The following is a 24,142-nucleotide window of genomic DNA, read 5'->3' on the forward strand; positions in this document are numbered from 1 at the left end:
CACTTACTCGGGTTGGACTTTCACCAACTAGCAATTAACGGCTTGCTGGGCACGCATAAACAGAAAAAAGCTTATGAGAGCAACATGCTCTCAGAAGCTTTTCATTCAATTTACACACCTTTAAAGGCTTGGCGGTATACCTCAGCCAGCTCAGTGACGAGCGGGAGTTTCGGGTTGGCGGTTGTACACTGGTCTTCAAAAGCCCGATCCGCAAGTTCGTCTACTTTTTGCTCGAAGACTTCCTTGCTGACGCCGTTCGTTTCGATGCTCATCGGAATTTCAAGCTCCTTGGCGAGCTTGATAATCGCTTGAACAAGGCTTTCGACACCTTCCTCTGTTGTCCGCGCTGGTAATCCGAGTGTCTTGGCAATTTCAGCATACCGCTTATCGGCGATAAAATGCTCGTATTTCGGAAAGGCTGCGAACTTCTTCGGCTTAGCAGCATTATAGCGAATAACGTGCGGCAGTAATATCGCATTGGAGCGGCCGTGTGCGATTTGGAACTCGGCTCCAAGTTTATGGGCTAGGCTGTGATTGATGCCAAGGAATGCATTGGCAAAGGCCATTCCCGCGATCGTTGATGCATTATGCATTTTTTCCCTGGCCCATTCATCGCTGCCGTTTCGATAGGCTGTGGGCAAATATTCAAACACAAGCTGGATGGCTTTCATGGCAAGTCCGTCTGTATAGTCATTCGCCATATTCGACACATATGCTTCAATCGCATGTGTTAACACGTCCATACCAGTGTCCGCCGTAATATGCTTTGGAACGGTCATGACGAATTGCGGATCAATAATCGCAACATCTGGTGTAAGCTCATAATCAGCAAGCGGATATTTAATATTATTTTCTTTATCGGTGATCACCGAGAATGATGTAACCTCCGAACCTGTACCTGATGTTGTCGGAATCGCAACAAACTGGGCTTTCCCGCCAAGGTTCGGATATTTATAGATTCGTTTCCGTATATCCATAAACTTCTGTTTTAAGCCGCCAAAATCTGTTTCCGGATGCTCGTAAAACAGCCACATCCCTTTCGCCGCATCCATCGCAGAACCGCCGCCCAAAGCAATAATGACATCAGGCTCAAAGCTGTTCATCAATTCTGCACCTTTCATCACGGTCTCGATTGAAGGATCAGGCTCGACATCCGAGAATATTTCACAATGGACATAATCCGGACGCTTTCTTAAATAGTAGAGAACTTTATCAACATACCCAAGCTTAACCATTCCAGGATCTGTGACAATAAGCGCTCTTGAGATTTTCGGCATTTTCGCTAAATACTGGGTTGAATTCTTTTCAAAGTAAATCTTCGGCGGAATTTTAAACCACTGCATATTGACATTCCTTTTCGCCATTTTTTTAACATTAATCAAGTGGATGGAACCTACATTTGTGGATACAGAGTTCCCGCCAAATGTTCCGCAGCCAAGTGTCAAAGACGGCATATAAGCGTTATAAATGTCGCCAATTGCACCCTGTGATGATGGGGCATTGACAATGATCCGGCCCGCCTTCATTCGGTGACCAAACTCGCTTATGACCGCATCATCGTTTGAGTGAATGACGGCCGAATGGCCAAGTCCGCCAAATTCGAGCATTTCTTCAGAACGGGTTAAGCCTTCTTCCGTGCTGTTCGCTTTATAACAGGCAAGAACGGGACTTAATTTTTCTCTTGAAAGCGGATATTGCGGGCCGACACCCTTTAACTCGGCAATAAGAATTTTCGTGTCGACAGGTACGTGGACGCCTGCCAATTTGGCAATGTCATAGGCAGGCTTGCCAACGATATCAGGGTTGACTGCACAAGTATTTTCACTGATTACCAGCTTTTCAACTTTTTGTTTTTCTTCATTGTTTAAGAAGTAACAATCATGACTAATCATTTCTGTTTTCACAGCATCATAGATTTGTTTGTCAATGATGACAGCTTGCTCTGAAGCGCAAATCATGCCGTTATCAAATGTCTTCGAAAGAATGAGGTCATTGACCGATCTTTTCACATTGGCCGTTTTTTCAATATAGCATGGTACGTTACCAGGCCCGACGCCTAAGGCGGGTTTACCGGAACTGTAGGCTGATTTCACCATACCGGATCCGCCTGTTGCAAGAATAAGTGAAACACCCGCATGGTTCATTAATTGCCTTGTCGCTTCAACCGAAGGCGCTTCGATCCACTGTACACAGTTTTCAGGAGCACCTGCTTTTACCGCGGCATCGCGGACGACCCTCGCTGCTTCACTGCTGCTTTTTTGTGCGGATGGATGAAAGGCAAAGATTATCGGGTTCCGCGTTTTTATAGAAATAATCGCTTTGAACATCGTCGTTGATGTCGGGTTTGTTACTGGCGTAACACCGGCGATGACACCAACAGGTTCGGCAATTTCCACTACTCCTTCATGTTCATTTTCATGGATGATTCCGACCGTTTTATTGTACTTAATATTATGGTAAACATATTCTGTCGCAAAAATATTTTTGATGATTTTATCTTCATAGACGCCCCGCTTCGTTTCTTCCACGGCAAGCTTGGCAAGCGGCATATGCTGATCAAGCCCGGCAAGTGCCATCTCTTTAACAATCGAATCGATTTGTTCCTGGTCAAACGCCTTAAATTCCTTCAATGCAGTTTGCGCTTTCTTAACTAAACCATCAACCATTAGAGCGGCGGCTTGCTTATCAGTTAAAACTTTTTCATCTAAAGCCATCATAAAAACCTCCTTAATTTTAGTTTGTGAAATATTTCACAAGTTCTACTAAAAAAAATAATGATTCCTGTTATTACACTTTTATTATAATTGATTGGTTGGAAAATGTGTTTGTCTTTTTTGTGAAATGTTGAGCATGATATTCATAAAATAGATAAATATTTTTGAAAACGCTACCAAAATCTTTGTTTAGAAGTTTCAAAAGTGAATATTATAGTATATTTATTTAATTATATACAAAATTAAGAGTGAATAAATCCGCAATCTCGCATGCTTTATTCACTCTTGATTACAATAAAAATATGTTATTCACAGACCGGGTTGCGCGGAACAGTCAATAAAAATCCCCCTGCCTAGATCGACAAGGAGATTCATTAACAAAAATTGCTAAATTACAAATTGCCTTATGTAACGATAACTTAATTTAAGAGATTTAGTTACAGCCTCTGCCGATCCCTCAAAAGCTTTATCTTCAATTTCTATACATGTGTAACCATCATAACCGATGTCTGACAATGCAGAAACATACTTGCCCCAGTCCACATCGCCTAGCCCGGGAAGTTTAGGTGACATATATTCCAACGGATAAGCCATGATGCCCACTTCATTAAGCTTTTCTGGGTAAAGTTTAATATCTTTATAGTGTACATGAAAGATCTTATCCTTAAATTCATAAAGCGGTTGGATGTAATCAATATGCTGCCATACAAAGTGTGATGGATCATAGTTTAGTCCGAGATTTGCGCTTGGAATCAATTCAAACATTTTTCTCCAAATGGCTGGTGTAGTCGCTAAGTTTTGCCCTCCAGGCCATTGGTCTACAGTGAAAAGCATAGGGCAGTTTTCGATAGCAATCCTCACACCGCAATCTTCAGCAAGTTTAACTATTGGCGTCCATACTTCTTCAAATATTTTAAGGTTTTCATTTACTGTTTTATCCTGAATTCTTCCAATAAAAGTGGTAACTGTATGTATTCCTAATTGGGGAGCGGTTCGAATCATGTTTTTTAAATGTTCAACATATTTTGTGCGTTTTTCAATATCAGGATCCAACGTGTTAGGGTAATATGCGAGGGCTGATATTTCCACACTTTTCTTATTGCAGTAGTCTTTAATATATTGGATTTTGTGATCATCCAACCCCTCAATATCAATATGTGTAACACCTGCGTAACGCCTCGTAGCTTTTTCTTTAGGCCAACATGCAACCTCGACGCACTCATATCCAAGCTCTGCTGCTGTGTCGATTACTTCTTCAAACGATAAATCATCCAGAATAGCGCTTACAAAACCTAGTTTCATAGTTTATCTCTCCTTTTTAATTAAAGTCGATTAACCATTTTCTTTATTTGCGTAAATTTTTCTTAACAATAATATTGTAGCGCTTTCATGAATATAAAGTCAATGATTTGACAGTATTTTTTTAAGCATTTTACTAGTTTATTGTTTATTGACACCTTATGTTATGCAATAATATAATAAGGAAGCTAAAATAATACGCAGTTAAATACGTTTTTCTATTTTTTCTCAAAATAAAGGCTATTAGGTAAGGATGGGAGAATAGCTTATGGCAACAATCACTGATATCGCAAAAATGGCAGGTGTTTCTGCAGCAACCGTCTCACACGTGGTCAACAAGACGAGATATGTAAGTCCAGAGTTGGCAAAACGGGTGGAGGATGCGATTAACTCGTTAGAATTCCCCCCTAACTTCGTTATAAAAAAAAGCAAGTCTACAACTATTTCTACAGACCATAAATATATCGTACTTCTTGCCTCGGATACACAAACCCCTATTCAACTTGAAGTAGAGAGACTTATTGAAAAAAGAATCAATGAAGCCGGTTATTCTTTGATCACAGTAAGCGCCCATGAGAAACAGAACCTTGATTTATATTCTGAGCTTCTTTTAGCTCAACCAAACGCAGCAGGTGTTATTGTCTTTCTGGATAAAGCTGAAGAGTCAATTTTAAAATTGCTCAGTCGTATTAAGCTACCAATCATTCTGGTCGGAAAAATGTTAGAAGGAATTGGAGCAGATGTGATTCTTTCCGATAATTCAGAAGGCGCTTACAAGGCTACTAACCATTTAATTAAAAGCGGACACGAGAATATTGCTTTAATATGTGGGGATCCACACTCTGAGTCTAACATGGAGCGTATTAACGGTTTCAAACAAGCTTTGGAAGACAATAAAATTGTTTATAATCCCGACTATGTCATAAGTGATTTAATAGATGAAAACTTAATCTTTGATAAATTAAAGCAGCTACTTTTTGGAGAAAATCCGCCTACTGCAATTTTTGCTGCTAATTATAATACAATTCTGTCGGTATTTAAGTTTATTAAAGACCACAATATCAACTGCCCGAAAGATATTTCTGTTGTGGGATTTAATGATTTTGAATGGGCTCAGTTACATACCCCTGCTATTACGACTGTTGCTCAGGAGACAGAAAAAATTGCTAACGAGGCAGTTGATATACTTCTTGAACGAATTAACGCCACCGAAAGCCAGGATGAAGTTCAGCTAAAGTTGGCTTCACATGTTGAACATAAAAAAATAGTTGTTCCCACTGAACTTCGGGTAAGGCAGTCAACAATCGGAATAGGTAGAGGTCCATTCGGAGAAAAAGCTGCATCTCCTGACTTATTGCAACTTTCTGATGCGGAAAAAAAGTTAATTCGTGATGGTAATTACACCGCCGCTGTATCATTTCATTATATGGGTAAAGCTTGGACGAGCTTGCACGAGCAAGGAATTAAGGATGTGTTTAATTCTTTGGGCATATCCTTAATAGCAATCACAGATGCCCATTTTGATCCCGTAATGCAAAGCAAACAGCTTGAAAGTCTGTTAACTTTAGAGCCGGATGTACTGATCAGCATACCGACAGACAATAAAAAAACTGCCAATGCATTTAAAAAAGTTGCAAAGAGCAAAACAGAACTTGTATTAATTACAAACGTTCCAAACGGATTAACACCCAATGATTATGTCGCCTGCGTTTCTGTCAATGAGCGTAATCATGGACGCATTGTCGGCAGAGGTCTCGGAGAATATATGAAAAAACATGGTAAAACCAGTATTGGCTTTATTAAGCATGGCGCAGAGTTTTATGCTACGAATCAGCGTGATAACGCAGCGCAACAAATTCTTATTGAAGAATACCCTGAACTGAAAATCTGTGGTTATGTATCATTCGATTCAGAAGAAGAAGTTTACAAAAAAACCATCGAATTAATGAGTCTCTATCCTGAAATTGAGGGTATATATACGTCCTGGGAAGGTCCTGCAATGAAAACCATGCATGCCCTTACTGATATCGATCGTACAGATGTCGCAATTGTGACTTCTGATCTGGAGTACCCTATTGCTCTAAATATGGCCAAAGGCGGTATGATAAAAATGATAGGCGCACAATGTCCTTATGAACAGGGGCAAACAATGGCTCTGGCAGCTGCAAATGCACTTATCGGAAAAAAAGTACCTTCATTCATTGGTTTAGAGCCACTCTTCGTGACATCAGAAAATCTGCTCAAATCGTGGACGGAAGTATTTAAAGAGGAACCACCCATTCAAATAAAAGAAGCATTAAAAGAAAATCTAAAATATATCGATCTAAATTAAACGCTTGATTATCTTTTCTATTATAAAGATAAATTCAGCTTGTAGAGGTTATTCTTCTCTACAAGCTTTTTTGATTATACTCCCATTTATGTTAGCTTAGAAAGAAAAAAAGGAACAGGATTTCTCCCGTTCCCTACTAAACTGCACTTCAGTCTTAAGTAACCGTTGTTACACATATTTTTATTAAACTAATACGCTGCTATTCACTTGCTCCCATTGACGGGTTTCTGCAGATTTCAAAACTGCATCACAAACCTTATCCACTTTATAACCGGTTGCAAAGCTTGTAGATGGTTGTTCTCCGCTTACAACTGATTTTATGAATTCATACATCTCGATTGTTTTCAATTCCCCATAACCAATGTTCATTCCTGGAATATTCCATGTAACTTCCCCATAGAAGTGGGCCGGACCAGTATAAATTGTTTTAAATCCGCGTCTATCATCAGGATCCTTCGCGAAACAAACTTGCAGTTCGTTTAAACGCTCATAGTTAAAGTATAGAGAACCTTCTGTTCCATGAACCTCGACAGTAATGAAGTTATTTCTTCCCCAGGCATTTCTGGTAGCTTCAATACTTCCTACAGCTCCGTCTTTAAATTTGACCAAGAAAGAGCTCTCGTCGTCTACATCCACTGCTTCTCTCTTAGCGTCAGCCCCGAGTTTCACAGTACCTAAGAGGTCAACTCCCCCCTCTTGAACCGGTCTTTCTTTAATATAAGTTTTTACAGTCGATACTACTTCTTCGACATCACCGGCCAAATATTGAGATATGTCGATTACATGTGTTGCAATATCCCCTAATGCGCCCGCACCAGCGACTTCTTTTTTGAATCTCCAAGATAGTGGCGAATCAGGGTCAGCACTCCAGCTTTGTAAATATGTAGCACGAACATTTAATATTTTTCCAATAGAACCTTCATCAATGAATTTTTTAGCCAATACAAGGGCAGGCACTCTCCTATACTGGTAAGCACACATACTCACGATACCTTTTGATTTTGCTTCTTCAGCAGCGTCAGCCATTGCTTTAGCATCTTCAGTTGTACTTGCAATTGGCTTTTCGCATAAAACATGTTTACCAGCTTGCAAGGCGGCGATTGCGATTGGAGCATGCACATTATTTGGCGTACAAATGCTGACTACATCAATTTCCGGATCGTTAATCACATCCTGCCAATCAGTACACCATTGCTGAAAACCAAATCTATCTTTTGCTTCCTCTGCGATTTCAGGAACAATATCACAGACTGTTTTTAATACTGGCACTGCTGGAGCTGGCCAGAAAAATTTCGGCATATTAGAGTATGCTACAACGTGTGCTTTCCCCATAAACCCTGCACCAATAAGTCCAACTTTTAATTGTTTCATAAAAAAGTCCTCCTAAGATTTTGTTTTTGAATCTGTGAAATTTTTTCTATGAAGTCTGCAGACTGCTGCAATTGGATCTAGAGATTTTTCAAATTCTTTCTACTCATTAAATTTTTGCGTAAATTTTCCCTCGATATAATGATAGCACTTACAAAAATGGTGGTCAAGCGAGTGATTTGAAATTTCCTTAAAAATTTTATTATATTTTTCTATATTTTTATTTCTTTTTTCCTTGGGTTAAATTGCTCAAAGCAACCGCTGCAACAATAATCAAACCTTTGACAATTGTTTGCTGGGCTGTGCTTAAGCCAGCCAATATTAGCGCATTATTAATCACACCCATCAAAACAGAACCAACCAATGCACCGATCACTGAACCGGTACCACCATTCATCGCTGTACCACCTAGTACAACAGCTGCTATGACAGACATCTCATCACCATCACCAAATGAAAACCGACCAGCCTGCATTCGGCCTGCATAAAGAATACCCGCAAATGCAGCAAACGCTCCAGACATCATTAATACAATCATTTTGACCCTGTCTGTTTTGATACCACTGTAGATTGCAGATACCTCATTGCCACCAGTTGCAAGAGTGTGTCTACCAAAAGAAGTTTTATTGAATATGAAAATACCAACAATGTAAAAAGCGATTGTCCATAAAATCAATACAGAAATTCCACCTACTTCGCCGATACCAAAAATGTTATTGAATGTAGTATTTTTAATAGGAACAGCTGCTGTATCTGTAATCCACATAGCACTGCCACGGATGGCAAACATCATACCCAGAGTGGCCAAAAAGGATGGCAGTCCTAACTTAGTAACGAGTAAACCATTGAATGCCCCGATAATAATACCGAAACCAATACCACAAATGATCGCAAGAAGAATGGAGTTCGTACTTTGCAAAACCAAAGATACAATCATTGCACTCATCGCAGCAGTGGCACCAACAGTCAAGTCAATTTGTCCTGTAGCGATTACGAACGTACCTGCCACGGCCATAATTGAGATCATCGCTGTTTGCCTTAAAATATTCAGCAAATTGTTACTTGATAAAAACCCCTTATCACCAAGCAAAAATGCGAATAAAATGAACAAAACCACAAACACTATATAAACCATATATTTATTCCATTGAATCGTTTTGATGGACAATCTTTTATGATTTTCAGCTAGTTTGTATTGCATGCTGCAATTCCTCCTCAGATTTTATATCTTTTCGAACCATCTCCCTGGTAATATCGCCATCAAAAATAGTTATGATTCTATCACATACCGCAAGCAGTTCTGTCAATTCTGAAGAAACAAAAATAACACCGTTTCCTTTATCCGCAAACCGCCGTATTATTTGAATAATTTCCGACTTTGCAACAATGTCGACACCGGCGGTCGGCTCATCAAGCATGATGACTTTAGGATCCATATTCAACCACTTGGCAATTACTACTTTTTGCTGGTTTCCACCGGATAATAGTCCGATCCTTTTATCAATGCTGCTTGTCACGATATTAAATTGCCCTATGTCTTTTTCAACCAATTGGTTGGCCATATTTTCGTCAACAATCTTACTCTTTCCTTTTGTAAGTTTGTTAAGGATCGGAAGAATAGCATTCTCTTTGACTGAATGATCTAATATCAAGCCCTGTTTTCTTCTGTCTTCGGGAACCAATGCAAAACCTGCTTTTATAGCATCACTTATGCTTTTAATCTGAACAGGTTCTCCTTCGAATAGAATCGTACCGCCGAGTTTTTTACGTAATCCAAAGAGAGTTTCCAAAATCTCTGTGCGTCCGCTCCCCATCAAACCGGCAATACCTAATATTTCTCCTTTCTTTAATGAAAAAGAGATATCTCTAATTTTGTCATTAATATGTACATGTTCTAAAGCCAGCAAATCATCGCCATTCATGTCATAAGCTCGTTCCACCCACTCAAATTTATTCTGTGAGGAACCACCAACTAAATGAGAAATGATTTTTCCCAAATTCATATTTGCAATTTTATCTGAGGTAACCAAAGCACCATCTCTAAGGATCGTAATGGAATCCGCAATCTCCAAAATCTCATTCATTCTATGAGAAATATAGACCATGGACACCCCTTTTGATTTTAAATCCCGCATGATCTTGAATAGCTGCGCCGTTTCTGTATCAGAAAGTGAAGCCGTTGGTTCGTCCAATACCAGGATCCGGGCATTCTTGGAAATTGCCTTTGCGATTTCAATCATTTGGCTCATGCCCACACTCAACTGATTGACCGGAGTGTTTGGGTCAATACTAATACCTAATTCTGCAAGGATTTCATTCGTCTTGGCATTCATGGTTTCAGTATCTCGAAGAAAACTCTTAGTCAACTCTTCGCCCAAAAAAATATTTTCAGCAACAGTCATCGTTTGCACCAAAGAAAGTTCCTGGAAAATCATAGCAATACCGTTTTCTTTCGCGTCCTTACTATTTTGGATTTTCTTCTGTTCTCCTTCAATAAAGATTTCACCACCGTCAGCGATATACACACCCGTCATAATCTTCATCAAAGTAGATTTACCAGCGCCATTTCCCCCCACTAAAGCATGTATCTCGCCTTTTTCTAAAGAGAAATCTACATTTTTTAATACAGACACTGACCCAAAGATCTTCTTAATTCCTTTCATTTCTAGAATAGCTTTGCTCATTCTCACCACTCATTTCTTTAAAAATAAGTCTGCGGCATCTTATTTAAAAGAGCCGCAGGTTTTATCACTCATAATTTATCTCGTATGGTTATTTATTTTTTTTGGCAGCTTTAGCCAGCCAACCTGGAGGATCGACATGATAAACCGCTTTATACGCTTCAAGAATATTGCTTTGATCAACACGTTTTGCAGGAACAGCTACATATGGTGGAGCTTCTTTACCTAATAATGAGTAGGCAGCCAATGTTGCTTCTGCAACTCCTTGATCGTATGGGAGTTGCGCACCGAGTCCTAACACGTTACCTTCTGCAATTTCTTTGGCCAGGTTGTTCCCTAAGTCGATTGTGCTCAGAAGAACTTCATCTCTCCCGGCAGCTCTCAAAGCAGAAAGTATACCTTCAGCTGGAATATCCCAGTGTGCAAAGATAGCATCCAATGTAGGGTTTTGTGTAAGCATCGCATCTGCTACTTCACTACTATCGTTAGTGTCCTGGAATCCCATTTTCGAAACAATTTCAATGTCCGGATATTTTTCCGCCATTGTGTTTTCAAAAGCTTCCAGCCTTTGGTTTGTTACAAAGTAGTCAACGTCATAGTAAACGACCCCTATTCTACCTTTGCCGTCCAGTGCTTCACCAATGAGATCTGCAGCAATTATCCCATTTCCGTAGTTATCAGCCGAAACAACACTTACATAGTCTTCGCCAGCTTTAAAGTCTGTTGGTATGTTGTCCATGAAAATAAGTTTGATTCCAGCATCACTTGCTCTCTGGAATGCATCTGCCGTTGCAGTGGCGTCTGTAGGAAGAGCGACAAGAATGTCAGGATCCAATGACATCAGTGTTTCAATATCAGAAACTTGTTGTTCAGCGGAGAAGTTGGCATCTGTTGTACCAACAATTTCGATTTCGAGTTTATTAAACGTGTCTGTTAGTCCTTTTAATTGGGAAGAAGAAAAATCGTTGCCGCCATAATGGAAACTGATCGCAGCTTTATAGCCGCCAGACTTTATTTTCTGAATTTCTTCATCGGTAAGGCTGAGTGTCTCAGCAGATACTGCTGTTTCGCCATTAGGACCTAACGATTGGATTTCACCCGGAGCAGCAGTCGAAGCAGAACTAGTCGTTCTTTTAGTTGTTTGTTTTTCAGTATTGGCGGTATCTGAGCCACATCCAGCAATACCTACAATCATAATTGCGGCCAATAAGAGCAGACTTAATTTTTTCATCATTTAAACTCCCCCGTACATTTATTAGGATCATTCTATTAGGAAACGTTTTCATTCCAATCATTATGTACCCTTTGTTGAGACTGGTTTTAATAGCTCAATATATAACCTGATACTATTAAAACTAGTCTCTTTAAGGAGAGCTATTCCGTTATTACAGAAATAGCTACTTAGCTCAAAGTTAGGGGCCCCGAATGTCAGTCAGTCTACTTTATTTTCATCTCCTTTACAGATTAAGTTGTAAAACATACTATGCCCGGCTATGGGACGAGTAGAGAATCCCTTGCAAAAAATTGTAAGATGTTTCACAAGCTTCGGTTGGTGAACCTGAATACCCATCAATTTCTACTAACCAATCACCAGCAAAATTTTTCTCTTTTAAGAATGTAATGATTGACTTTAAGTCAATCTCACCTGCACCAAGTGGTACAAACGCCCCTTCTTTCAGATCTTTAAGATGCACGTAATGGATCCTCTCATAATATTGTTTAATTAACTCGAGCGCATTCCCTCCTCCTGCCACAAGATGGGCAATATCCGGGCAAAAAGGAATATCTGTTAAAGCAAAAAGCTTATGAATTTGTTCTGGTGTTTCTACCATTGAGCCAAGGTGTGGATGATAGCTGGCGATTAATCCATATTTTTTCACTACATCATTTGCTTTATCTAATGCTTTTGCAAGCAGAGTAAAATCTGAATCTAAAATCCCTTTAGATCGAACTGCTCCTCCACCAAGTACGATATGCTTTGCGCCAAATGTTGACGCGAGAGCGCTTACTTTTTCAATCCGATCAAGTTCATCCTCCAGCGCATCCTCATATATAAAATTCGCGCCAATATAAACGCCAAGTAGTGAAGCTTTGTATTTTTCCAACAATTCCGTGAATTTTTCTGGTTCGTTTGCGTAATTGGAAAGATTACCATCAAAAATTTCGATTTGATTAAAACCTATTGAGGTAATCTCCTTAATAGCTTCTTCATCATCACCCATCGTGACATAGCGGACATCTTTGACAGAAGTGACCCCGCCACCAGCACCAACCAGTGGGCCAAATGCATTAGTCATGTAACCTACATTCATTTTAAAATACTCCTTTCACATAGAAATAATCCAATTGCACTTTTCAATGCTGCTAAAAAACTTTGATTCTATGAGGGAAATTTACAAGTTTTACGCAAAAGTTTTACTATATTTGCGTAAAACGCTTACAATCCTGAGTTTAGCACCGCCATTTTATGGTGTCAATACAATTTTTCATCAATTTCAGCATATTATTCTACTTGTATCTAATTTGTTAATTTTATAAAGGAAACTTAATAGAAAAATAACACTAATATTTTTACTTCAGGAATTCGTAACAATTTAATTCTGCGCTTCTATGTTTTCGCATTTACCACTCACTATCGCAATGATATAGAAAGGAAGTTATCTCTGTATTACCTGAGCACAATCATTTCCTATATTTTTAAATAAACATAACTCCTCGCTCTCCATGAAAATATATTTTTTTATTTTCATATTGACTCGGTTGTATTGATATAGCATAATATGAGCAAAGTTGTTAAAATTTGCGCAAATATATAAAAATTCGGTTGACCAGACTCTTTTTTTGCATTTTCAAAACTATAAAAATAGTAGGAGGAACAGAAATGAGAAAAATTTTACTTGCTTTGATCTTGTGTTTTTTGGTAGCCCTTACACTCACAGCATGTGGCGGGGCAAGTCCTGTGCAGAAATCAAATTCATCCGCTGAAAAAGGAAAGGACGGTCCCCTGGCAATTGTTGTCCCATCTGCAGACCACGGTTGGATGGCTGGTATCGCTTATTTTGCAGAGCAAAAGAGCAAAGAACTTGGTTTAGAAGATGGTACTGGTTATAAAATTGTTACTTCCAAAAATGCAAACGAACAAGCGAATCAGATTGATGAAATGATTAATCTTGGCAGCTCCGCAGTTGTGTTACTGCCTCACTCAGATGAGGTTTCAGTTGCGGCACAAAAAATTGTTGATGCAAAAATCCCATTAGTTGTGTTTGACCGCAAGGTAGCTGCCGATTATTCTGCATATGTTGCAGGTGACAACGATGGGATTGGATCGGACAGTGCAGATTACCTCGGTAAAAAACTTAATGGTGAGGGTTCAATTGCGGTATTAAATGTACCTTCTTCCGGTTCAGTCAGTACAGAACGTGTTGAGGCTTTTAAGGCTGTTATGAAGGAAAAATACCCAAACATTTCTTTAAAAGATATAACAGCTAGCGATTTTACTCAACAATCCGGTTTAAAAGCGGCAACTGATGCTTTGGTGGCCAATAATCATCTGGATGCCATTTTCTCAATTGACGACGAATCTTCGCTTGGAATTTTGCAAGCGATTTCAGATGCAAAGCGCACAGACATTAAATATGTATCTGGCGCTGGAGGCAGCCAGTCTTATTTCAACAAAATTGCTAAATCAACCGTACCTGAGCTATTTACTGCTACTTACAGTCCGAACATGATTAAAGATGCCATACAGGCAGCAGTGGATCTTGTTGAAGGAAAAACTGTTGAAAAAGATACAATTATCCCGCCAACTATTGTTACAAGTGAAAATGTATCTGACCTGTTAGACGAGAATTCCCCTTATTAACTGTCTAAAACGAAACGGTATGGAGTATAACTTTTACTTATACTCCATACTTTGATTGTTAGGAGTGCTGGATAATGTCAGACTATATCGTACAAATGAAAGCCATTGAAAAATCTTTTCATTCTAATAAAGTGCTTCACGGTGTCAATTTCAATTTAAAAAAAGGTTCAATACACGCGTTACTAGGTGAAAACGGCACTGGAAAAACGACATTAATGAACATTTTGGGCGGCGTCATCAACGGTGATGCGGGAGATGTCTATATTAATGGTAATAAAGTAGATGTTTACTCCCCTGGAAGTGCTGCGGGGCACGGTATTTTATTTATTCATCAAGAGCTTACTCTAGTCAATGAACTAAATGTTTATGAAAATCTTTTTTTAGGCAGAGAAAGAAAAAAAGGCATTCTGATAGATAGAAAGGTTATGTACGATACTGCAAATCAAATCCTGAACCGCATGGGAGTCGACTTAGACCCCAATACCCTTGTAAGTGAGCTGAACGCTTCCAATAAGCAAGTTATTGAAATTGCAAGAGCACTTATGCAAAATGCTCAAGTGATCATCATGGATGAACCGACTGCTTCATTAAATGAGGCAGAAATAGAACATATTTTTCAAATAATGGATTCAATAAAAGAGCAAAACGTCAGTTTTATTTTTATTTCGCACAAGTTAAATGAGGTCATGAAAATTTGTGATGACTATACCGTAATGCGTGATGGCTCTGTTGTTGCTGCAGGATATATAACAAGTGATATCACAGAAAATGATTTAGCCAGGCATATGGTTGGAAAATCCTTAACATATGATGAGCTGTATGTACCCAGAGAGCGCGGAGATGTGATTCTTGAAACCAAAAATCTCAGCCGTAAACAAGAATTTAAAAATGTTAATTTAAAAGTACATAAAGGTGAAATAGTAGGAATCACCGGGCTATTGGGTGATGGGCGCAGTGAATTGTTTTCTACAATTTTTGGTTGTAACTCCCATTATGATGGACAAATATATGTCCATGGAAAAGCTGAAGTGATGAATTCCACAGTAAGAGCGAAAGAACTTGGCATCTCCTATCTTCCCAACAACCGTAAAGAAAATGGTATTGTAAAGGACCTTTCTGTGGCACAAAATATGGCACTTGCTGTTTTCAAGCAATTGCGTACTTTTTTTTGGGTAGATAAGCGCAAAGAGTTAGCTTTAAGCCAAAAATATATGAAAGATTTCAACATTAAAGTGAATAATTTGAACGATCCTATTACCAGACTTTCTGGAGGGAACCAGCAAAAAGTAGTCTTAGCTAAAGCGCTGGCATCCAATCCCAAGCTTGTCATTTTAGATAATCCCACCCAAGGTGTAGATGTAGGAGCCAAGCTGGAAATCTACAATATTATTATGAAACTCGCAGAATCTGGTGTAAGTTTTGTGGTGCTATCAAGTGAGGTACAGGAGATTCTAATGCTTTGTGATCGTATTTACGTCATGTATCACGGGGAAATAAAAACAGAATTCGATCGCAGTAATGCTTCAGAAGAAAAAATTATGGTGATTTCTACAGGTGGTACTCTTTGATGAAGAAGGTGAATCAGTTATGATAACCAATGTTAATCTTAAAAAGACTTCTAACCAAAAAATTGACTTAAAAAAATTTCCAAGCCAAAACAGTGCTTTGATCGCATTAATCACACTTTTTATAATAGCCATTATTACTTGCGGATCGACTTTTTTGAATGCTAATAACATCATTAATATACTGCGCAACAACTCGATAATTGGCATTATTGCCTTAGGCATGACGCTTATCATTATTATCGGTGGAATCGATTTATCCGTAGGTTCACAACTTGCCCTGACAGGTTTGGTTACTATCTCCGTCATCAATGCTACCCAAAGTATTGTTTTAGGTATTATTGCTGGGATTGCAACTTCTTCTGTTTGTGGTGCAATTACCGGTGGATTAGTTTCAAAGTTTAGCATTCCCGCATTTATCGTAACCCTTGGAACAATGATCATCTACCGCTCCATATCCCAATATTTCTTTAACGGTGGAGGCATAATGGTCTCTGGCGAAGTGTCGCAAGCATTTATTTCCATATCAAACACTGACTTATTTGGAATCATCCCCATGCCGATCATTTATTGGCTGGGTCTGAGTATCATGATCGGATTCTTCACAAAATACATCGCTACAGGGCGTCACATTTACGCTGTCGGAAGTAACGAAAAAGCCACAATGCTTTCTGGTATTCAAGTAAATAAAATCAAAGTGATTGTATTTACCGTTTCCGGTCTATTAGTAAGTCTGGCTGCAATTATTGAGGCTTCACGCTTAGGCAGCATCAATTCAGCATCTTCAGGCAGTACTTATGAGATGGATGCAATCGCAGCTGCAGTAATTGGTGGTACTAGCATGTCAGGAGGACGCGGGAAAATTATTAACACGGTGTTCGGAACGCTAACACTAGGGATCATTAATAATTCAATGAACCTATTAGGCGTCCCTCCATTCTTAGTCGGTGCAGTGAAAGGAACAATCATCATTGTTGCAGTTTTACTCCAAAAACGGTTGAATAATGACGCAAGTATTTAGACAAATTCAAAACAATAATCATTGCAGCTAATGTTGCAAAAATTTGCTAAAGAAAAACTATTTTTCATTGCAGGTAAATAAATTCAAACTTATGGCCCACATATTTTGCTTATGTGATGACCGAATGAATATTTAAGCTACATTAAAAAAACGTAGACGGCACTATGAGACTCAAGTCTGCCATCTACGTTTTTAGATCATTTAAATGGGAATATCAATTATACGATCATACACAACTGCCTATTCCTTTTGCTTTTTGCCATTCGTATTCTCAAACTTATTTTCGTTCTCGAACCGGTAGTCGTAAACGCCCCTTCCCGTCTTGCGTCCAAGGCGTCCCGCTTTCACATATTGCTCCAAAAGCGGTGCCGGGCGATATTTTTCTCCCAACTTTTCATATAGATACTTTAGATTGTGTAAGCGGGTATCCAGACCGACAAGATCGCCCAGTTCAAATGGACCCATTGGATAATTGAGCCCGAGTTTAATCGCTTTATCGATGTCCTCCGCTGTGCCGACACCCTCCTGCAACATGTAGAACGCTTCATTGCCAACAAGCGCGCTAATGCGGCTTGTCACAAAACCGGGAAACTCATTGACGACAACTGTTTCCTTACCCATTGTTCCAGCGGCAGCGCGGATCGCTTCAACTGTTTCGTCACTCGTTTCAAGGCCGCGGACAATTTCAACTAGGGCCATTTTATGGACTGGGTTGAAAAAATGCATCGCGATCACTTTTTCAGGTCTTTTCGTAAACGAGCCGATCTCTGTAGGACTCATTGTTGAAGTGTTTGAGGCGAACAGGCAATGCCCGGGAGCATGCTGGTCAATTACTTCAAAAATGGTCTTTTTAATATCAAGAACTTCCGGAACCGCTTCAATGATTAAGTCAGCCTCTTTAACGTGTTGAACGAGACAAATTGAAAAGGTTAAGCGACGCTTCGCTTCGTCAATTTCCTGCGTGGATAGTTTTCCCCGTTCACGAGATTTGTTGAAAATTCCAATGATCTCAATCTCGGCATTTTTCAACTGCTCATCTTTAATATCAACGAGTGTAGTCAGGAAACCGCCTACAGCACAAACATAGGCAATCCCTCTCCCCATCACTCCTGATCCAATCACAACGACATTCCTCAACTCCATTGCCCCCCTCTCAAAATAATGCTCACATTAAAGCGGAGCTAGCTGTCCACTAAAGGGCAAACGGGTTTAGCGGCCGGCTGCCATAATACGAGATCATACTTTTGGTTTCTGTATAAAGGTCCAATGTTTCAATGCATAATTCCCGTCCGAAACCTGATTGCTTATAGCCTCCAAAAGGCGTTCCGGGGAACGCTGAAAACGGACAATTGATCATGACAATCCCTGCTTCGATTTGCTTCGATACTCGTGTTGCCCTGGCATGATCTTTTGTCCAAAGCGCCGATCCCAACCCGTATTGGCTGTCATTCGCCAAGTGAATCGCTTCTTTTTCATCTTTAAATTTCATCACAACCGCTACCGGCCCAAAAATTTCTTCTTTTACTGCTTCCATTTCGTGATTAACGTTTATAATAACTGTCGGCTCATACCAAAATCCGTTTTCATAGCCGTCTATTTTCGCTTCCTTGCCGCCTGTTAAGACGGTTGCTCCATCAGCGACGGCAGACTTTACATAGCCGTCGATCACGTTCAACTGGTCCCGGTTTATAATGGCACCAACATGGGTGTCCTTTGAGAATGGATTCCCAAGTCTCAGCCGTTTTGTTTTTTCAATAAATTTAGCGATAAATTCGTCATACACATGCTCATGAACATAGAGGCGTGATCGCGCTTCACAAGATTGGCCGCTGTTATAAAAAATTCCAAAAAGCGAGCCGTCAACCGCTGCATCAATATCTGCATCCTCAAAAATGATATTAGGTGATTTCCCGCCAAGTTCAAGAGTGACCCTTTTCAGAGTTTGCGAGGCTTTCGCCATAATATCCTTACCAATGGCTGTAGAGCCGGTAAAAGCCACCTTATCTACATCACGATGCTCAACTAAAAAATTTCCAACGTCAGAACCGGCACCCGGTACGACATTCACAACACCTGCCGGCACACCAGCTTCCATGCAGATTTCGCCGAGGACAAGTGCTGTTAACGGAGTAGGAGACGCTGGTTTAACAATTACCGAACAACCCGCTGCAATCGCCGGGGCGATTTTCCAGGCAGCCATCATTAACGGATAGTTCCATGGAATAATTTGCGCACAAACGCCGACCGGCTCCTTTTCCGTTACATTTTGAAAGGATCCGGGCATACTGTTGACAGCACCACGGTGGCCAACTATCGCACCGGCATAAAATTCAAAGTCTTCAATGGCCTGCATCACCTGGCCCTGGGCCGCTGCCAGCGACTTTCCTGTATTTAAAATCTCTAATTCTACCAGTTCGTTAAATCTTGATCTCATAATACCGGCAATTTTATTTAGTGTCCGGGACCTTTTATTGACGGGAAAATGGCGCCAATTGCCATGGTCAAACGCATTTCTTGCTGCGCGAACGGCTTCTTCCGCATCTTCAATGGATGCTTTGCTGACTTCGGCTGCCTTTTCACCTGTGGCCGGGTTTATAACGGTATAAACCCCTCCATTCAAGCTGTCTTTTCGCTCGCCATTTATAATTAATTGATAAAATTCCCGCTTTGTATCAAGCGCTGCAAATTTCTGTTCCTTCAATGTTTCCATCCATTCATCTCCTTTTAATAGCCTTTAAAAATTGGTTTTCGTTTTTCAGTAAACGCATTGACACCTTCTTTATGATCATCTGTTAACCCGGCAATCCGCTGTGCCTGGGCATCCTTCTCCAAAAATTCCTCGATGCCGCACTGCCAGCTTGCTTTTAAATTACGCTTAATCAAGCCGACCGCTTTAGTAGGCAGTGCGGCAAGCCGGCGTGCAAACATGGCGACCTGCTCCTCCCACTCACCCGAAGCGATCACTTTTGTGACGAGTCCAATATTCGCTGCATCTTCAGCGGATATTCTGTCACCAAGCACGGCCAGCTCCAGAGCTTTTGCATGGCCAACGAGCTTCGGCAGGTAATATAGATTTCCGGCGTCTGGAACGAGACCCACATGAATGAATGCTTGAATGAAGCTTGCATTATCAGAGGCAAGCCGGAAATCACAGGCAAGTGCGAGGCTAAGTCCAGCGCCTGCGGCCACTCCATTTACGGCGGCAATTACCGGCTTCTCGACTTTTTCAAGCTCCATGACCATCGGATTGTAGCGGGTTCGCAAAATTTCCCCATGGTCTGTGCCGTCAGTCACACCACCCAAGTCTTCGCCGGAACAAAAAGCGCGCCCCGCACCGGTTATGACAATCGCCCGTACTTCGGGATCTGCCCCGGCCTGCTTTAAGGCTTTTTTTAGCTCACGGTTTAACTCTTCGGTAAAAGCGTTTAATTTTTCAGGACGATTCAGTGTTAACCAGGCTGTTTGGCCACGGAGCTCATAGCTTACGGTATTGTACATCGTATGTACCACCCCTTATCTCCCTTTAAAATCAGGCTTTCGTTTTTCCTGGAAAGCTTTCATGCCTTCCTTTTGGTCCTCTGATGAAAATAGCAAATAGAAATTTTTCCGTTCAAATTGCATTCCTTCATATAAAGGATAATCGACGGCTTTTAAAACGGATTCTTTAATCAGCCTGATCGACAGCGGCGGCTGCAGCGCGATTTGCCGGGCAAGCTTGACCGTTTCTTCGATCAAGAGCTCCGGGGCAACAATTTGATTGATCAATCCGTACAGGAGCGCTTCTCGGCTTGAAATTCGTTTCCCAGTAAACAACCATTCCATCGCTTTTGTTTTACCGACGAGCTTGGTTAAGCGCTGTGTTCCCCCAGCACCGGGCATAATCCCGAGATTGACTTCGGGAAATCCGAACTCAGCACCTTCGGCAGCCAGTAAAAGATCACAGCAAAGAGCCAATTCGAAAGCACCGCCGAGCGCAAAGCCGTGAACGGCCCCGATGATCGGCTTTTTAATCCAGGCGAGACGGTCCCAGTCGGTAAACTGGTTCAGCATCTCCAAGTCGATCGAACTGGCATTTGCCATTTCGTCGATATCTGCCCCGGCAGCAAAGGCGCGCCCTCTTCCATTTAGCACGATAACACGAACATTGTCATCCCGGTCATAAGACTCCATCACCGATAATATTTCAAATATCATCGTGCGATTCAGGGCGTTTAACACATGCGGACGATTTAAAGTGATCATACCGATCTGCTCGCTTATCCCGGTTTCAATAAATTGATAGCCTTCACTCATTTACTTCTTCACCGATCATCATCGTAACTAAATCACCAGCAAAAGACATAACATCCTTTCCGGAAGCTTTGGCCTCGTCTGTTTTCATGGCCGCTTTGAATGCATCAGGACCGTCATAAAACATTTCGCACATTAAATAATACTTGCCCTCCCCTCCCATCGGGCTGCCGATTATTTTCGTTACTTTCATTTCGCGCAGACCGGGAATCTTGGCTGTCAACGGCGCATGAGTATTAAAATAATGGTCATCAAAAGCTTCCTTGTTTTCCGGGTGCTTGTATAAAGCGATTAATTTAATCAATCATTCCATCTCCTTTAATTAAATAGATTTATAGCCAATCTTTACATCAGCGTGGATACCGGCTTCATTGCCTCAAAAGGATTTTTGCAAGATTTGCAGTATAGGATACTCCGGCAGGCAGTCGGGCCAAAGAGATTGTCAATTGATGTGTATTCGGAATCACAATACGGGCAATTGACGCTCCAGCTTCCATCCGGACCGAACACTTTCGGTGGAGGCGCGATTCCGAATTCCTTTAACTTCTGCCTTCCAGCTTCTGAAACCCTTGCCGATGTCCACGGAGGATGATAGATAAATTGAACCTCCACTTCGACTTCTTCCGACAGCCCAGATAATGCTTTTTCGATATTGTTCTTAATAATATCAAGAGCCGGACAGCCCATAAATGTCGGCAGTAACTGGAGTTTGACTCTGTTGTCCAGCACCTCCAATTTTTCAAGCATGCCAAGTTCAATGATGGAAATCGCATCTATTTCCGGATCCTTTACAAAATAAAGCGCTTCCGAAACTCTTTCTTCGAGGGTATGGACATTAACTATTTCTTGATTGTTGTCCTTCACGGTCATCCTTCCTTTACCAGCTTGCGGCTGGATCAAAGTGGTATACTTCCCCAAGAGTAGAAATGGCCTTGGTGAGATCATCAGTATGAACCCCGTTTCGTCCATCTCCGTGTTTCATGGGAAAACGGGTGGGAATCTGTAGATTGACAGAGTCAAAAACGGGTTTCATCGCGTCTTTCCACCGCTTTTGCAAGATTTCCTCCGAATCTATCAAATCGTGACGCACGATTTCAGCACCTTTATTACCAAGACTGAGCAATCCGCCGAAATCGTCCATTACGATTGTAGTGGCCTGCTCCATTCTCGATCTTGCTTCACCGCCGGCGAGCATCAACTGTTCAAACCATGTTTTCCAATGGAGCTGATGATAATAAAGTTCCATACTAATCTTTACCGCCGTTTCGGACAAAGGCTGATAGCTTGAGTTTTTCAAAGAATTGATTTTGATTTTTTTGGCTGCCGTATAGAAATAATGGCGGACAACGGCAAATGCCCAATCATAATCAGGTTCTCTTAAATAATCGCCCGGTCCATTCGCCATTTCCAATAAAATAGCATTGCGGCGCTGTTCGGGTGTACGGACGTGGGCCAAAGCGTCAACGCTGCCTTCACCAAGATCCTCAAGCAGCTGATAATACATGGCTGCATGGCCCATCGTGTCCTGATTAATCGATGAGAAAGCGACATCCTCTTCAATATGGGGAGCAAGTCCAAGCCATTCCGATCCTCTATAAGCGAGAATAAAATCATCATCTGCCAGTTGATACAGCAATTCAGCCAAAGAGTCTTTATAAGATGGATTCTCAAGTGCTTCAGCTGAGTTAAGCTTTTTCACGATCGTGCTCCCCTCCCCATGATAATATTTCCTTCTCATCGAGCATCCCCTGCTCATATTGACGCCATTTCTTTTTTAAATAGCCGTATCCTTTTGTATTTCGATAATCTTTGTTGTCGATGCGCTGCAATGATTGCCGTTCTGGAGCGGTCATCTTTCTAATATATGAGCGTTTGACGACCCAAATATCTGAAACAGGCTCCCTCCTCATAAAATTTTCTTGAGCCATAATCAAAGCGAGCTCTTCATTCGGCGCCAATAAAGAAAACTGATACTGAATCGGCGATGCATCATTTCTTTTGCTAAACACTTCGTATTCCTGGTAAAAACCTTCACTGCCCAAAAAAACCCCCTCCTTCAATGACATTAGCTCCCGCTGCCCAACGCTTCACGGACCCATGAATTCATTTCATATGATTTGCGGCGCAGCTTTAGCCGTTCCTGCGATTTTGGTCCGTTGTTTTTAACAATCTGCTTAAAGCGGGCCCAATCAGGCTGCTGATAAATCCATTTGTTTGCTTGATTATCGAAAAACATCGTCTCATCCGGTACCGTTAAGCCGAGTGACAACACTCTCGGAATATATTTTGAGAAAAAGTCCTGGCGAAGCTGTTCGTTTGTTTTTGTGCGAATTTTATATTTGATCGTGATATCCTGTTTCGAGGTCCCGGTCGTTGAAGCATCCCCGGGCCCAAAAAACATCAGCAAAGCTTCCCACCAGCGGTTGATTGACGCTTGAACCATTTCGCGTTGCTCTTTCGTGCCCTCGGCGAGCGCCATAATAATCGCCTCCCCATGCTGGGCGTGAAAAACTTCTTCTGCACAGATGCGTTTTAAAGCCCGGGCATATGGACCGTAAGAAGCGCTGAGCATATTCGTTTGCGTGATAATGGCAGCGCCGTCAACGAGCCAGCCGATCAGGCCTGCGTCCGCCCAGGTCGGTGCTTCCATATGGAAAACATTATGGAATTTTAGATTACCGCTAAACAGATCATTCATAATATCTTCACGTGTTTTTCCAAGTGGCTTCATTAAATCTTCAGTGACGCGGAGGAGCAGCTGGCCATGGCCCATTTCATCCTGAACCTTTGCCATAATGCCAAGCTTGCGCTTCAAGGTCGGCGCTTTCGGCACCCATTCTTTTTCGGGAAGCGCCCCCATTATTTCGCTGATCCCATGCATTGAAATCAGCTTAATTAAGGTCATTCGATACTCATCGGGCATCCAATCGTCCGCTTCGATTTTTTCGCCTGCTTCTATCCGTTCCATAAAAAGCTCGTATTTTTGCTGTTCTGATAAACACTCAAATGA

Annotated in this window: 20 protein-coding genes; 4 read left to right on the forward strand and 16 right to left on the reverse strand. The window is 41.1% G+C overall.

The window, feature by feature from the left end:
* Nucleotides 1-110: 110 nt before the first annotated feature.
* Nucleotides 111-2,714, reverse strand: coding sequence for a bifunctional acetaldehyde-CoA/alcohol dehydrogenase (adhE, locus tag CVD23_RS03850; protein WP_101665238.1), 2,604 nt, complete (start codon nt 2,712-2,714; stop codon nt 111-113).
* Between the two features lie 387 nt (nt 2,715-3,101).
* Complete coding sequence (locus tag CVD23_RS03855) at nt 3,102-4,016, reverse strand: sugar phosphate isomerase/epimerase family protein (protein ID WP_101665239.1); 915 nt, start codon at nt 4,014-4,016, stop codon at nt 3,102-3,104.
* 265 nt (nt 4,017-4,281) lie between these two features.
* Here CVD23_RS03855 and CVD23_RS03860 point away from each other — a divergent pair, with 265 nt between their 5' ends.
* A complete protein-coding gene (locus CVD23_RS03860; RefSeq protein ID WP_101665240.1) occupies nt 4,282-6,345 on the forward strand; it encodes a LacI family DNA-binding transcriptional regulator in 2,064 nt (687 codons plus the stop codon).
* A 183-nt stretch (nt 6,346-6,528) separates the two neighbouring features.
* On the opposite strand, the gene CVD23_RS03865 is transcribed toward CVD23_RS03860, so the two are convergent.
* The 5 genes from CVD23_RS03865 to CVD23_RS03885 all read right to left on the reverse strand — a co-directional run bounded on the left by CVD23_RS03865 (nt 6,529) and on the right by CVD23_RS03885 (nt 12,706).
* On the reverse strand, nt 6,529-7,716 hold the full coding sequence (locus tag CVD23_RS03865) for a Gfo/Idh/MocA family protein (protein WP_101665241.1): 1,188 nt from the start codon (nt 7,714-7,716) through the stop codon (nt 6,529-6,531).
* A gap of 217 nt (nt 7,717-7,933) precedes the next feature.
* Nucleotides 7,934-8,914 (reverse strand): ABC transporter permease, encoded by a 981-nt coding sequence (locus tag CVD23_RS03870; RefSeq protein ID WP_101665242.1) that lies wholly within the window; start codon nt 8,912-8,914, stop codon nt 7,934-7,936.
* The gene (locus CVD23_RS03875) at nt 8,895-10,397 is read right to left on the reverse strand and encodes a sugar ABC transporter ATP-binding protein (protein ID WP_101665243.1); all 1,503 of its coding nucleotides are present in this window, start codon (nt 10,395-10,397) and stop codon (nt 8,895-8,897) included. Before CVD23_RS03875 ends, CVD23_RS03870 begins: the two co-directional genes overlap by 20 nt.
* 88 nt (nt 10,398-10,485) lie before the next feature.
* The gene (locus tag CVD23_RS03880) at nt 10,486-11,628 is read right to left on the reverse strand and encodes a substrate-binding domain-containing protein (protein WP_219619906.1); all 1,143 of its coding nucleotides are present in this window, start codon (nt 11,626-11,628) and stop codon (nt 10,486-10,488) included.
* Nucleotides 11,629-11,875: 247 nt separating this feature from the next.
* A complete protein-coding gene (locus CVD23_RS03885) occupies nt 11,876-12,706 on the reverse strand; it encodes a sugar phosphate isomerase/epimerase family protein (protein ID WP_101665244.1) in 831 nt (276 codons plus the stop codon).
* 569 nt (nt 12,707-13,275) lie between these two features.
* Between CVD23_RS03885 and CVD23_RS03890 the strand changes: the two genes are divergently transcribed.
* From CVD23_RS03890 to CVD23_RS03900, 3 genes are all read left to right on the forward strand, one after another.
* Nucleotides 13,276-14,256 carry an ABC transporter substrate-binding protein gene (locus tag CVD23_RS03890; protein ID WP_101665245.1) on the forward strand — a complete coding sequence of 327 codons (981 nt, stop codon included), beginning with the start codon at nt 13,276-13,278 and terminating at the stop codon, nt 14,254-14,256.
* Between the two features lie 74 nt (nt 14,257-14,330).
* Complete coding sequence (locus CVD23_RS03895) at nt 14,331-15,824, forward strand: sugar ABC transporter ATP-binding protein (protein WP_101665246.1); 1,494 nt, start codon at nt 14,331-14,333, stop codon at nt 15,822-15,824.
* Nucleotides 15,811-16,842, forward strand: a complete 1,032-nt coding sequence (locus CVD23_RS03900) for an ABC transporter permease (protein WP_257987950.1) — start codon at nt 15,811-15,813, stop codon at nt 16,840-16,842. The genes CVD23_RS03895 and CVD23_RS03900 overlap by 14 nt, the downstream gene beginning before the upstream one ends.
* 240 nt (nt 16,843-17,082) lie before the next feature.
* Here the strand turns inward: CVD23_RS03900 and CVD23_RS03905 are convergent, their stop codons facing one another.
* The 9 genes from CVD23_RS03905 to paaA are packed head-to-tail and all read right to left on the reverse strand — an operon-like array spanning nt 17,083 to nt 24,100.
* Nucleotides 17,083-17,985 carry a 3-hydroxyacyl-CoA dehydrogenase gene (locus CVD23_RS03905; RefSeq protein ID WP_101665247.1) on the reverse strand — a complete coding sequence of 301 codons (903 nt, stop codon included), beginning with the start codon at nt 17,983-17,985 and terminating at the stop codon, nt 17,083-17,085.
* Between the two features lie 49 nt (nt 17,986-18,034).
* Nucleotides 18,035-19,552 (reverse strand): aldehyde dehydrogenase family protein, encoded by a 1,518-nt coding sequence (locus CVD23_RS03910; RefSeq protein ID WP_101665248.1) that lies wholly within the window; start codon nt 19,550-19,552, stop codon nt 18,035-18,037.
* A 14-nt stretch (nt 19,553-19,566) separates the two neighbouring features.
* Nucleotides 19,567-20,340: an enoyl-CoA hydratase-related protein gene (locus CVD23_RS03915; RefSeq protein ID WP_101665249.1), complete on the reverse strand. Its 774-nt coding sequence runs from the start codon at nt 20,338-20,340 to the stop codon at nt 19,567-19,569.
* Between the two features lie 15 nt (nt 20,341-20,355).
* Entirely contained in the window at nt 20,356-21,135 is a 780-nt protein-coding gene (locus CVD23_RS03920) for an enoyl-CoA hydratase-related protein (RefSeq protein ID WP_101665250.1), read from the reverse strand.
* Complete coding sequence (locus CVD23_RS03925; RefSeq protein WP_101577595.1) at nt 21,128-21,436, reverse strand: EthD family reductase; 309 nt, start codon at nt 21,434-21,436, stop codon at nt 21,128-21,130. The genes CVD23_RS03920 and CVD23_RS03925 overlap by 8 nt, the downstream gene beginning before the upstream one ends.
* 41 nt (nt 21,437-21,477) lie before the next feature.
* Entirely contained in the window at nt 21,478-22,002 is a 525-nt protein-coding gene (paaD, locus tag CVD23_RS03930) for a 1,2-phenylacetyl-CoA epoxidase subunit PaaD (protein WP_101665298.1), read from the reverse strand.
* Between the two features lie 7 nt (nt 22,003-22,009).
* On the reverse strand, nt 22,010-22,831 hold the full coding sequence (gene paaC / locus CVD23_RS03935) for a 1,2-phenylacetyl-CoA epoxidase subunit PaaC (protein ID WP_257987955.1): 822 nt from the start codon (nt 22,829-22,831) through the stop codon (nt 22,010-22,012).
* Nucleotides 22,818-23,174 (reverse strand): 1,2-phenylacetyl-CoA epoxidase subunit PaaB, encoded by a 357-nt coding sequence (paaB, locus tag CVD23_RS03940; RefSeq protein WP_101665252.1) that lies wholly within the window; start codon nt 23,172-23,174, stop codon nt 22,818-22,820. Before paaB ends, paaC begins: the two co-directional genes overlap by 14 nt.
* Nucleotides 23,175-23,197: 23 nt before the next feature.
* A complete protein-coding gene (paaA, locus tag CVD23_RS03945) occupies nt 23,198-24,100 on the reverse strand; it encodes a 1,2-phenylacetyl-CoA epoxidase subunit PaaA (protein ID WP_374702613.1) in 903 nt (300 codons plus the stop codon).
* Nucleotides 24,101-24,142: the final 42 nt, after the last annotated feature.

This window comes from Bacillus sp. V33-4 (assembly GCF_002860225.1).
Classification (GTDB): domain Bacteria; phylum Bacillota; class Bacilli; order Bacillales; family Cytobacillaceae; genus Bacillus_BJ; species Bacillus_BJ canaveralius.

What these genes read in the sequence shown, in the direction of transcription:
- adhE (WP_101665238.1), bottom strand. Translation starts at nt 2,714, where the DNA reads ATGGCTTTAGATGAAAAAGTTTTAACTGATAAGCAAGCCGCCGCTCTA.
- CVD23_RS03855 (WP_101665239.1), bottom strand. Translation starts at nt 4,016, where the DNA reads ATGAAACTAGGTTTTGTAAGCGCTATTCTGGATGATTTATCGTTTGAA.
- CVD23_RS03860 (WP_101665240.1), top strand. Translation starts at nt 4,282, where the DNA reads ATGGCAACAATCACTGATATCGCAAAAATGGCAGGTGTTTCTGCAGCA.
- CVD23_RS03865 (WP_101665241.1), bottom strand. Translation starts at nt 7,716, where the DNA reads ATGAAACAATTAAAAGTTGGACTTATTGGTGCAGGGTTTATGGGGAAA.
- CVD23_RS03870 (WP_101665242.1), bottom strand. Translation starts at nt 8,914, where the DNA reads ATGCAATACAAACTAGCTGAAAATCATAAAAGATTGTCCATCAAAACG.
- CVD23_RS03875 (WP_101665243.1), bottom strand. Translation starts at nt 10,397, where the DNA reads ATGAGCAAAGCTATTCTAGAAATGAAAGGAATTAAGAAGATCTTTGGG.
- CVD23_RS03880 (WP_219619906.1), bottom strand. Translation starts at nt 11,628, where the DNA reads ATGATGAAAAAATTAAGTCTGCTCTTATTGGCCGCAATTATGATTGTA.
- CVD23_RS03885 (WP_101665244.1), bottom strand. Translation starts at nt 12,706, where the DNA reads ATGAATGTAGGTTACATGACTAATGCATTTGGCCCACTGGTTGGTGCT.
- CVD23_RS03890 (WP_101665245.1), top strand. Translation starts at nt 13,276, where the DNA reads ATGAGAAAAATTTTACTTGCTTTGATCTTGTGTTTTTTGGTAGCCCTT.
- CVD23_RS03895 (WP_101665246.1), top strand. Translation starts at nt 14,331, where the DNA reads ATGTCAGACTATATCGTACAAATGAAAGCCATTGAAAAATCTTTTCAT.
- CVD23_RS03905 (WP_101665247.1), bottom strand. Translation starts at nt 17,985, where the DNA reads ATGGAGTTGAGGAATGTCGTTGTGATTGGATCAGGAGTGATGGGGAGA.
- CVD23_RS03910 (WP_101665248.1), bottom strand. Translation starts at nt 19,552, where the DNA reads ATGGAAACATTGAAGGAACAGAAATTTGCAGCGCTTGATACAAAGCGG.
- CVD23_RS03915 (WP_101665249.1), bottom strand. Translation starts at nt 20,340, where the DNA reads ATGTACAATACCGTAAGCTATGAGCTCCGTGGCCAAACAGCCTGGTTA.
- CVD23_RS03920 (WP_101665250.1), bottom strand. Translation starts at nt 21,135, where the DNA reads ATGAGTGAAGGCTATCAATTTATTGAAACCGGGATAAGCGAGCAGATC.
- paaD (WP_101665298.1), bottom strand. Translation starts at nt 22,002, where the DNA reads ATGACCGTGAAGGACAACAATCAAGAAATAGTTAATGTCCATACCCTC.
- paaA (WP_374702613.1), bottom strand. Translation starts at nt 24,100, where the DNA reads ATGGAACGGATAGAAGCAGGCGAAAAAATCGAAGCGGACGATTGGATG.